The organism is Variovorax sp. YR750, assembly GCF_900109805.1.
GTDB classification, from domain to species: Bacteria; Pseudomonadota; Gammaproteobacteria; order Burkholderiales; family Burkholderiaceae_C; genus Variovorax; species Variovorax gossypii.
In genome coordinates this window covers 38,840-49,568 of the sequence record NZ_FOBJ01000015.1, presented here as the reverse complement: position 1 = coordinate 49,568, position 10,729 = coordinate 38,840, and the positions used below count along the sequence as shown (strand labels likewise).

The window sequence follows — 10,729 nt, the reverse complement described above, 5'->3', positions numbered from 1 at the left end:
TGCCACGGGCGCTTCAGCGTTCGACCGCACGATTCCAGCGGCTTGTCCACTCGGCACGCTTGGTGTTGATCACCTCGTAGTTGGGCGACACCAGGGCCTTGACCTTGTCCGGGCCATAGACGACCTTCTTCATCACGTCAGGAGAGAGCTTGGCGTTCGTGTTGACGGGACCCCAGCCCTGTGAGGCGGAAAGAACTGCTTGGGAGTCGGCCGACACCACGTGCTGCATGAACTGCTGGCCTAGCTTGGCCTGAGGGGCCCCCTCGACGACGCAGGCCGCGGACATCAGAGCTACTGCACCTTCCTTGGGGTACACGAACTCCACCGGAGCGCCTTGGTCAATGACGGCCTGGACACGGCCGTTCCCCCATACGGCAAGAGCCGCTTCGCCCGTCTGCAGCATCTGAGCCATCTTTCCGGGCGAGGGCTCCCAGGCCAGCACATTCGGCGCAACCTTCTTGGTCATGACATCGAAGCCAGGATCCATCTTGTTCTCGTCGCCGCCGTGGAGCTTGGACATCATCACGAGGGTCAGCAGCCCGTAGCCGTTGGTGATGGGCGGGATCACGACCTTCTGCTTGAACTTGGGATCGGCCAGGTCCAGCCAAGACGTCGGCGGTGCCCAGCCGTTCTTTGCGAACACCTCCTTGTTGTAGGCCAGGCCGGTCGCAATGAATCCGATGCCGACCGATCTGTCGCCGACCATGCGCGCATTCGGATACAGCTCCTTGATGGAGCCGCTGTCCTCGACCTTCGCGCACAGCCCCTGGCCAATTGCCTGGTACATCGGGCCGTCGTCGATCATCACGAGCGACATTTCCTGCCGGCCCTTTTGAGCCTGAAGTTTGGCCAGGGTGTCGGTGGAGTTACCCGACACATAGATCACCTTCGCACCGGTCTTGGCCTCGAAGGGAGGAATGATCTTTTCCTTGAAGATCTGCTCCGTCGATCCGCCGAACCCCCCAACATAGATCGTTTCTGCTGCATGGGCCGTCATGCAGCCAGCCATCGCAACAGCACTCATGACGATTTGGTATTTACGCATACTTGTCTCCTGTATCGGAAAGGTTGTTTGAGCGGTTTCTCTCGACGAACTACGTGTTGCCATCGAGATTGACGAAATTTTAGGAAGGCATGTCCAACTAGAGTAGTAAAATTCATTCTGCTGCTTATGCTTGATTGGTATGCATGAAATCTACCGTTAGCTTTGGCCTGATCGAGGCCTTTCGGTCGGTCATGCTTGTGGGCACAGTGGTGGGCGCGGCGCGGTTGATGAACGTGACGCAGCCGGGCGTGAGCCGATCCATAGCGCTCCTTGAGCTCAGGATCGGCTACAAGCTCTTCGAGAGGCAGGGGCGGCGGCTCGTACCCACCCCGGAGGGGGAGGCGCTATACAGGGAGGTTGAGCCGCTCTACGGCAATCTGGAACGGATCGCGCAGGCAGCCCAGGACATTGGGCGGCAGCGTGCCGGCGCGCTACGCATTGCCACGCTGCCCGCGTTCTCGCAAAGCGTGGTCCCGCGCACCATCGCGCGGTTCCTAGCCTTGCGGCCCGAGGTCACCGTGTTCGTGCAGAGTCTGCCGTCACGGCAGATTGCCGACATGGTGGCGACGCGCCAGTTCGATGTGGCTGTAGTCGAACTTCCGTTGTCGCGTCCATCCATCTCCATTGAACCGCTGGATCCGGTGCCCCTGGCGGTGGTGATGCCGTCCAAGCACCCCCTCGCTCAAAAGCGTCGGGTGTCGTTGCGTGAGCTTGACGGCGAACGCATGATCCTGCTCTCGCAGCACAGCTATGTGCGGTATCAAATTGAGGAAGCGTTCGCCGAGCTGGGCGTCTCAGCCAAGGCGGTGATAGAGACGCCGACCTCTGTGATCGCGTGCGCCTTGGTAGCTGCGGGCGCTGGCATCACATTGGTGGCGCAATTGACCGCAGAGGCCTTTGCCGGCCCCGATGTTGCCGTCCGTCCCGTCGTCGAGTCATTGACTTCTCGGTACGCGGTGATCTTTCCCTATCCAGGCAAACGGCTAGCGCTCGCCGAGACGTTTGCGGACGACCTTCGCGCGGAGATGCACAAGAACCGCGGGGGCGAGGAACTGACCGAGTCATGAGGCACGGATCCGTCTGTGCTTGATCAGTTCAATCTCGCTCACCCCCATCTTCAATGATGGAACTAGAAAGACTAGCTGCAGAAGACCAGGGCCGCGTACCGTACCCATCGCCTTCTGTGCAGTGAGCTGCCATTCAGAAGAGGTGCCGCAACCCGACTTCGTACCCGTGTGAGCTGCCGTTCGCTGAAGAGGTGGCCCCTGGAATCGCCGCAGTGGCGCCGCCAGAATTGGTCACACGCGCCACGTTGGCGTACAGCGCCGTCCGCTTCGACAGATTGTGCACGTAGCCTAAAGCGATCTTCGAGGAGACCGGATCACCGGCGGCATCCGTGCCGTAGCGCGAATAGGCTGCTCGTACTTCGTGGAGACCGAAGACGGGCGCGGTAACGCCAACGATGTATCCTTTTCCAGTGAGAGGTATTGTGCGTGCCACCTTGTCCCGGTAGTACCCGCCCATCAATCGCATGAAGCCGAAGTTGTACGAGAGCGCGGCATTGGCCGAGGTGGTGTCACCGTTGGTAGCCGTGGTCGCGTAGGCGGTCTTGCCAATGGACACCGCCGCCAACCACGGGCCTTGGCGGTAGCCCAGTCGCACGCTCTGCCCCTTGCCGTCCTTGGAATTGGCCGTGTTGCTCGCGTTCTCGCCGAGGTAGTAGTTCACTACGCCGAAAAAGCCCCCGAGCGTGGGCGGCGTCACGTAGTTGATCATGTTGGACGCGCGCACTCCCGTCACGCCGGCGATCGACCCCGCTTGCGCCTGACTGCTGGTGATGCCCTGATTCTGGAACGGGTCAACTTCGACGCGGTTGCGGTAGTGGGAGGTGTAGTCGCGACCGAGTCGCAGCTCACCGAACGGGCCACCTAGTTTGACCACCGAGAAGCGATTGAACGCCAGGGCATTCGCAGTGGTGGCACCGCTTGCCTGATTGTTGGTGTTCCCGCTGCCGCCCAAACCAGTGTCGGCTTGCAATTCCGACTCGAGATCAAAGCCTGCGTACAACCCACCGCCCAGGTCTTCCTTGCCAGTGAAGCCAATGCGCGATGTGTAGTTCTCACCGCTCTTGAGCTGGGTCGTACTGCTGAGATTGCCTTGCGCACGGGTGAGCGCAAGATCCACGGCTCCGTAAACGGAGACCGATGACTGCGCGTGCGCCGCCCCGATCGCCCCGAGCAGGGCGAACCCAACCAATGAATGCTGTCTCCTCATCGTTATCCCTCTTCAAGTTTCAACAGGCAAAGAAACCCCCTTCGGCCCTGGATGCCGATTTTTTTGGGGGGGACGAAAAAAGCGCGGGAGCTCTGCCAACACCCGCGCAATGCTTAGAGCTTCAAGCCGTATTCCTCAGCGGCTGAGACACTCGAAACCAGGCCATCAAGGACGTCCTGGCGCAGCACGGCGGGATCGCGCTCGGACGGATCGCCATAGCCACCTCCACCAGGCGTTTCGATTCGGATGCTTTCGCCCGCCTGCAGCTTGATGTTGGCGATCTTCGAGAACAGCGCCTCTTCGTTCTTGGTGCCAGGATTGCGAAGCAGGCGTGCGCGGCGTCCATCGCGCCCACCGTCCACCCCCGTGGGAACGCCGACGGTGTGGCTGTCAGAACGGGCGGAAAAGATGATGTCGGGCTCAAGCACCTTGATCTGGCGCGCGACGCCCATCCCCCCACGAGTGCGTCCGGCACCTCCGGAATCTGGGATGAGCGCGTACTCCTCGACCCGCAGCGGGTACTCGTTCTCCATGGCCTCCACCGGCAGGTTGGAAGAGTTGGTCATGTGAACGTGCACCGCATCCATGCCGTCCAGGTCAAAGCGCGCACCGCTGCCGCCCGCGATCGTTTCGAGGTAGATGAAATCGCCGGTCCGCTGACGCAAGGGGCCCGAGAACACGATGGCCGGGCACAGGTCGTTGCCGGACGCCATGACCTTCTCCTTGGGGAGCAAGCCACGGAACGCACCGAAAATCGCGCCGGCGACTTTCTGGGCGGTGATGGAGCGGGCACCCACGGCGGCTGGCATCTCCGGATTCGTGATCGTGCCTTTCGGCGCGCTGATACGGATGGCCTCGAACAGCCCCGCATTCGGGGGAATGTCCGGGTCCAGCAACGCTTTGACAGCGTAGTAAACCGTTGCATTCAGTGCATTGATGGGGAGGTTCATCGCGCCGCGCGCCTGCCTACCAGATCCCGTGAAGTCGAAACTCAGAAGTCCGTCGGCCACCGTCAGCGTCACCGTGATCGGCACCGGATTGCCGCCCATGCCGTCGTCGTCGAGCATGTTGGTGAAGCGATAGCTGCCCTCCGTGAGATCGGCGATCCTGTTCGCAAGCCGGTTACGGGTGTAGGTGAGCACGTCTTCAACAGACTGCAGGACCTTGGTCAGACCGACTTGTCGGATCAAATCCTTGACGGCATCGCTTCCGCGCTCATTGGTCGCGATCTGCACGCGCAGGTCCAGCCCACGCTCTTCCGGATCGCGGCAATTCGCACAGATCAGACGCAGCAGGTTGTCTTCAATGACGCCGCTACGCAAGATCCGGCTCACGGGAATGCGGATGCCCTCTTGGAAGATGCTCGTCAGGCCCCCGGCGATGGAGCCCGGCACGGAGCCGCCGACGTCAGAGTGGTGTGCGATGTTGGCCGCGAAGAAGCGAAGCACCCCGTCCCAGAAGACGGGCGTGACGATGTTTATGTCGGGAAGGTGACTGCCGTTGGCGAGATAAGGGTCATTGCAAATGAAGGCGTCGCCATCGCGGATCGTGTCGACCGGAAAGTGCGAGAGCACTGCCTCGACGGCACCGTTGAGCGAGCCGAGGTGAAGAGGAATCTGCGTGCCTTGGGAGACCAATCTCCCGGCACCGTCGAACAGCGCGACCGAGCAGTCCTTGCGCTCTTTGATGTTGGTGGAGAACGACGACCGCACCAGCGTGTTGTTCATGTCTTCCGTGATGGAAAGCAGCCGATTGACGAACACTTCCATCTCGATGGGATCGGCGATCCTCGCCGGGGTAGTTTGCTTGGTGCTCATGCTTGTGCGCCTCGATTCAGGGTGACGATCAGATTGCCGTGCGGATCCACAGTGGCCTCATGGTTGGGCCCGAGCACGGTGGTGGAGCTCATTTCTTCGATGACTGCTGGTCCAGGGACCACGGCGCCGGCGGACAGCAGGTCGCGGTCATAAACCGCGCTCTCGCGCCAACCGTGGGCCTTCCCTGCATAGACCTTGCGTTGCCCGATCTTCGCGTCCGCCAGCGTCGTGTCTCCCCGTGCCGGCGCAAGCGGTGCCTTCAGGACACGGCCGACCGCCTGGACACGGCAATTGATGATCTGGATGGCTCGACTGGCAACCTGGTAGCCATACTCGCGCTCGTGCGCCACATGAAATGCCGCTTCGAATGTGGCAAGGCCACCGGCGTCCACCGACTCCATCGGAACCTGAACCTCGAAGTTCTGTCCGTCGTACCGTGCATCGATCGCACAGACGAACTGCCGCTGATCGGGCTCCACGCGCTCGTGCTCGAGCCATCCGGCAGCATCGCTCATCAGCTGTCCGAACAGTTCCACGATGCCGGGCCAGCTTGCCGCATTAGCCGCAGTGATCGCGCTGCGAACGAAATCGAAGGAAATGTCGGTCAAGAGGATGCCGCGGGCACACATGGTCCCGGGCTCCCGGGGTACCACGACGCGTGGGATACCGCATTCCTCTGCAACATCCATCGCGTGCAATGGACCAGCGCCACCGTATGCGTACAACGCGAACTCAGCGAGGTTGTGGCCACGTTCGGTGGAAACCGCCCGGATGGCCCGGCTCATGTTTGCATTCGCGATGCGCAAGATGCCCTCGGCCGCATCTTCCAGGCTGAGGCCCAGAGGCTTCGCCACCTTGTCCTCAATGACTTTGCGCGCGGCCGCCGCGTTCACCCGCATGCGCCCCTTCAGTAGGACTTCGGGATTGAGGCGCTGCAGGACGATCTCGGCGTCGGTGATCGTTGGCTCCGTGCCGCCTCTTGCGTAACCAACGGGGCCAGGCACGGCGCCCGCGCTGTGTGGGCCAACCTTCAATGAACCAGCATCGTCGATCCAGGCAATACTTCCGCCGCCAGCGCCAATGACATGGATGTCCACCATGGGTGTCTTGACGGGATAGCCAGCCACTTGTCGGCTGGACGTGAACAACGGGCGGCCTTCGCTGATGAGCGACACGTCGGTACTCGTGCCGCCGACATCGAAGGTCACCAAATTGGGCTGACCGATGTGCCGACCAACGGCGGCCGCACCGACCACGCCAGCCGCAGGCCCGGACAGGCAGGTTCGCACCGGAAACTCGCGCACCGCATTCGGAGACATTAGTCCGCCATTCGAATGAACGGTCAGCGGCTGCCCGGCCACTCCAAGGTGCTTGGCACGCTCCAGGAAGCGGTCAAGATAGCGCGCCATGCGCGGGCCCACGCTGGCATTGAGGGCCGTGGTGGAGAGGCGCTCGTACTCGCGAAACTCGGGAAGCACTTCGCAGGAAATACTGATGTATGCCTTTGGGAGAATCTCGTGGACGATGGCCTTGGCGCGCTGTTCGTGCACCGGATTGCGGTAGGAATGCAGGAAACAGATGGCAACCGCTTCGAGCCCCTCCCGTGCGAAGAGCTCGGCCGCTTCGCGCACAGCGCCTTCATCGAGCGGCTCGACGATCTGACCACGTGCGTCGAGCCGCTCCCCAACCTCCACGCGATGCAACCGCTTCACGAGAGTGGGCGGCTTGCCCACGCTGTAGTCACACAGGTGCGGACGGATCTGGCGCCCGATTTCCATGATGTCGCGGAATCCGCGGGTGGTGATCAGTCCCAGGGTCGCACCCTTGCGTTCGATGATGAGGTTGGTCGCGACCGTGGTGCCGTGGCCAATGTGCGAGACCTGAGCGGGGGCGATATCGTGGTCTTTGAGGAGATCGGCAATCCCGTTTTCGATTGCTTCCGACGGATCGTGCGGGGTCGAGGGAACCTTGTGGTAGTTCACCGCGCCGGTGCCTTCATCGATCATGGTGAAGTCGGTGAAGGTTCCACCCACGTCAATGCCTATGCGATACATATTTCAGGGTCTTTCAGATGTGATCGGAAACGTCGAGGTAGACCGCTGCTGCGAGCAGCGATACCTCGGACAGGTCTGGTGAAGCGAAGACTTATTCCGGCTTGACGCCGGCTGCCTGGGCGGCCTTGGCCCACTTGTCGATGTCGGCGCGGACGTAGTTGCTGAACTCGGTCGGCGAGCTCACTGTTGGCACCGCACCCTGGCGCCCCAGGTATTCCGTCATCTTGGGGCCCGTGATGACAGCGGCGAGTTCCTTGTTCAGACGAGCGGTCAGATCTGGGGCCATCTTGGGAGGCCCGAACACGCCGAACCAGACGATCGCCTCAAACCCGGGATAGCCTTGTTCCGCGACCGTTGGGACGTTCGGCAGGAGAGCCGACCGCTTGAGAGAGGTGACTGCCAGGGGGCGCAGCTTGCCGCCCTGGATGTAAGGTTGCGACGTCATCACGACGTCCAGCATCAGATCGATTTGCCCGCCCACCAGATCGGTCAAGGCAGGATTGGCACCTTTGTAGGGGATGTCGGCCATCTTGATGCCTGCAAGGGCCGCGAACTGCGCCGTTGCCAAGCCATTCGATGTACCTGGACCGTTAGAGGCATAGCTGAGCTTGCCCGGATTGGCCTTGGCCGTGGCAACCAGCTCCTGCAGCGACTTGATGGGGGACGCGGTATTCACCACCATCACGTTGGGGATCGTCGCGACCGGGGTGATTGCCGTGAAATCCTTGACTGGGTCGTACCGCAGCTTGGCAAACACGCTCGGTGCAACCGCGTGGGTGCTGACCGTTCCAAGCATCAAGGTGTAGCCGTCAGGCGCATCTCTGGACACCAGCTCCGCAGCCACCGTTCCGCCAGCGCCCGGGCGGTTTTCCACAATGACGGTCGCGGAGAGCCGAGTGCCCAAGCCTTCTGCAATCTGCCGCGCGATCAGATCGGTCGAGCCTCCGGGCGCTGCGCCGACCACGATTCGGATGGGCTTGGCCGTCGGCCACTCCGCTGCATAGGCCGAGGTCGCTGCAGCTGCCGCAACGCAAGCGGTGATCACAAGGGTCTTGATGGGGTGGTGCATGGCGCGTTTCCGTTGATCTATATGGGAGATCGTAGGTAGGCCTTTCCCTCGTGACCATATACCAATGTTTATGTCTTCATCAGGAAATCAGATAATGATCGAGCGGTGAGCGGAGCCGATTTCGACTACTTTTGGGGTGAGCAGATTGCCGTTGCAAATGCGAGGATTGCTTGACGCACGGAGCGCACCGTTCAAGCAGGCAACCGAACCACCATGTTGCTGGACAACTCATGAAGAACGCTGACCTGAACCTGCTGGTGCACTTCGATGCGTTGATGACTACACGCAGCGTCTCCCGCGCCGCGGCTCAAATGGGTATCAGCCAGCCAGCAATGAGCGCTGCCCTGAGTCGCCTACGTCGCATGTTCAACGATCCTCTGTTCGTGCGAGAGGGGGGAGCTTGGTTGCCAACAGTCCGGGCACAAGAGCTGGGCCAGTCCTTCCGCCCGTTGCTCGACCGGTGGCGCAGCGAATCTCAGCCCAAAGACGAGTTCGACCCGCGCACCGCACACCGAGTTCTGTCGCTTTATGCATCAGACTACTTGCAATTCGCGGTCATGCCGAAGTTCATCGCAGAACTCGCCAAGGCCGCACCCGGTCTCAGCATCCGGATCTTCCCAGCCAAGCTCTTTCACGGGTTGAGCATGGTCGAGACAAACCATGTCGAGTTGGTAGTCGGGCACTTCCCCCACCCAGTCCCGTCCCTGCGCGCCAGATTCCTTTTCGAGGAGCGCTCTGTTTGCATCGTGCGCACGGGACACCCGTGTCTAAAACAGAACTGGGGTCTCGATACCTTCCTGGCGTACCCACATGCTGACCTCGCAGCACACACCAGAAACTTTAGCCAGCAGATCGACGACGCGCTGGCCGCGATGAACCGAACCCGCAAGATCGGCACCACGCTCGCCAGTTACTTGGCATGTCCTTTTGTCGTCGGAGCATCTGATCTGATCGCGACATTGCCATTCAGCGTTGCGAACGCATTTCAGAAGATCAGCCGCACCACCTTGCTGGAAGTGCCACTGGCGCTGCCGATGTTCAATGTGTCCTTGTATTGGCATGAGCGCCATCAAGACGACCGAGCGCACGCATGGGTGCGCCAGCTTATTGGAAGTATGTTTTCTCCTACAGAGATCAATTAATCTTGCAACCCCGTTGTGAGAGGCATTGCGAAGGGGCAGGTCAAAGGCACTCGGGTGGCAAATTACCTGCTGCCGGTTGTCGCCTTCTGAAGTGGGCGTTGTGACGACATCGTCGGCCGTCGGCCTGATGAAGGTTGAGCCATGAGTACATGACTCAACCGGGGCGCCTCCGGCGGCCTGGCAGGGGCCTGAAGATTCTAAAAAATAGACCTCCAGCCCAACTGCTTTCCTGCACTCCAAGAGACGGAGGCGGAAGCTGTCTCAGCTATTGATGCAAGAATTCTGAACGTCCAATAGGAAGTGAATTTTCAGAGTTCTGATGCTCATGGTCATCAGATGCGGTGACCAGGTTCCCAGATTGAGTGACTAGGTCCGCTGGAATACGCAGGGGGAGTATCGATACGAAGAGGCGCCTCCCGAAGGTGTGCGGAAGGACTACAAGAACGTTCTCCCAGTCAAATGGCTTGCGTCCGGCCTGAATTTCCCGATCTTGGAGCTTAACGCCGGCCGGCGCTTCACACTCAAGACTGTCTACGAAATAGATCGTTTCACTTGGCCCGAGCTGCGGCAGGCGCTGCTCGTCGGCGACGTCAAGGTGTCCGATCCGGATAAGAAACAGCGCGATGTCGCGCCCCCTCAGATCGAGCCCTATGTCCTGATCATCGATGAGATCAATAGAGGCAACGTTTCCAGAATTTTTGGTGAGCTCATTACGCTGATCGAACCATCCAAGCGTATTGGGGCGTCAGAGGCTCTCTACGCCACATTGCCATACTCTCGCAAGCGCTTCGGTGTACCGCTGAACGTGCATCTGATCGGCACGATGAATACGGCCGACCGTTCGCTCACCGGTTTGGATATCGCGCTGCGCCGGCGCTTCGCGTTCAAGGACATGCCTCCACGGCCGGAGTTGCTTGAGGGTGTCGTCGTGGAGGACATCGACATAGGCAAGATGCTGCGAACAATGAACGAGCGTATCGAGGTCCTGCTTGATCGGGAGCACTGCCTCGGCCACGCATACTTCCTGCCGCTCAAGCGCGCACGCACGCTGGATCAGCTTGCCGCGATCTTTCAGCACAATGTACTGCCGCTTCTTCAGGAATATTTCTTCGACGACGCCGAACGTATCGGTTGGGTTTTGAATGACCCGAATGCTCCTGCAGGCGTAGAGCCGTTCATCCGGTCCGACACCAAGAGCAGGAGCACCCTCCACCGGCTATTCGGTGAAGCGAACGCCGCTAAGGTACGGGACAACCGCTGGACTATCAACGAGCGCGCCCTGAAGTCTCCCGCCAGCTATCAGAACATCACAAACATGGGCACTTGAC

The 10,729-nt window shown here is 60.6% G+C and carries 8 protein-coding genes; 3 read left to right on the top strand and 5 right to left on the bottom strand.

The features are described 5' to 3' along the window. Positions 1-13: 13 nt before the first annotated feature. Positions 14-1,045, bottom strand: a complete 1,032-nt coding sequence (locus BMY35_RS27055) for an ABC transporter substrate-binding protein (RefSeq protein ID WP_177213710.1) — start codon at positions 1,043-1,045, stop codon at positions 14-16. Between the two features lie 143 nt (positions 1,046-1,188). Here BMY35_RS27055 and BMY35_RS27050 point away from each other — a divergent pair, with 143 nt between their 5' ends. Next, positions 1,189-2,112, top strand: coding sequence for a LysR substrate-binding domain-containing protein (locus BMY35_RS27050; protein WP_093206101.1), 924 nt, complete (start codon positions 1,189-1,191; stop codon positions 2,110-2,112). A gap of 133 nt (positions 2,113-2,245) precedes the next feature. Here BMY35_RS27050 and BMY35_RS27045 read toward each other — a convergent pair whose 3' ends face one another. From BMY35_RS27045 to BMY35_RS27030, 4 genes are all read right to left on the bottom strand, one after another. Then, entirely contained in the window at positions 2,246-3,319 is a 1,074-nt protein-coding gene (locus BMY35_RS27045; protein ID WP_093206099.1) for a porin, read from the bottom strand. Positions 3,320-3,432: 113 nt separating this feature from the next. After that, a complete protein-coding gene (locus BMY35_RS27040; protein WP_093206097.1) occupies positions 3,433-5,136 on the bottom strand; it encodes a hydantoinase B/oxoprolinase family protein in 1,704 nt (567 codons plus the stop codon). Further along, entirely contained in the window at positions 5,133-7,190 is a 2,058-nt protein-coding gene (locus tag BMY35_RS27035) for a hydantoinase/oxoprolinase family protein (protein ID WP_093206095.1), read from the bottom strand. Before BMY35_RS27035 ends, BMY35_RS27040 begins: the two co-directional genes overlap by 4 nt. Positions 7,191-7,281: 91 nt before the next feature. Further along, complete coding sequence (locus BMY35_RS27030; RefSeq protein WP_093206093.1) at positions 7,282-8,259, bottom strand: Bug family tripartite tricarboxylate transporter substrate binding protein; 978 nt, start codon at positions 8,257-8,259, stop codon at positions 7,282-7,284. Between the two features lie 230 nt (positions 8,260-8,489). Here BMY35_RS27030 and BMY35_RS27025 point away from each other — a divergent pair, with 230 nt between their 5' ends. Further along, on the top strand, positions 8,490-9,401 hold the full coding sequence (locus BMY35_RS27025; RefSeq protein WP_177213709.1) for a LysR family transcriptional regulator: 912 nt from the start codon (positions 8,490-8,492) through the stop codon (positions 9,399-9,401). A gap of 490 nt (positions 9,402-9,891) precedes the next feature. Continuing rightward, entirely contained in the window at positions 9,892-10,728 is an 837-nt protein-coding gene (locus BMY35_RS27020) for an AAA family ATPase (protein ID WP_256229743.1), read from the top strand. The last annotated feature ends 1 nt before the right edge of the window (position 10,729 follow it).

Bases quoted from the DNA above. Each gene is read 5' to 3' on its own strand.
- BMY35_RS27055 (WP_177213710.1), bottom strand. From the start codon at position 1,045: ATGCGTAAATACCAAATCGTCATGAGTGCTGTTGCGATGGCTGGCTGC.
- BMY35_RS27050 (WP_093206101.1), top strand. From the start codon at position 1,189: ATGAAATCTACCGTTAGCTTTGGCCTGATCGAGGCCTTTCGGTCGGTC.
- BMY35_RS27045 (WP_093206099.1), bottom strand. From the start codon at position 3,319: ATGAGGAGACAGCATTCATTGGTTGGGTTCGCCCTGCTCGGGGCGATC.
- BMY35_RS27040 (WP_093206097.1), bottom strand. From the start codon at position 5,136: ATGAGCACCAAGCAAACTACCCCGGCGAGGATCGCCGATCCCATCGAG.
- BMY35_RS27035 (WP_093206095.1), bottom strand. From the start codon at position 7,190: ATGTATCGCATAGGCATTGACGTGGGTGGAACCTTCACCGACTTCACC.
- BMY35_RS27030 (WP_093206093.1), bottom strand. From the start codon at position 8,259: ATGCACCACCCCATCAAGACCCTTGTGATCACCGCTTGCGTTGCGGCA.
- BMY35_RS27025 (WP_177213709.1), top strand. From the start codon at position 8,490: ATGAAGAACGCTGACCTGAACCTGCTGGTGCACTTCGATGCGTTGATG.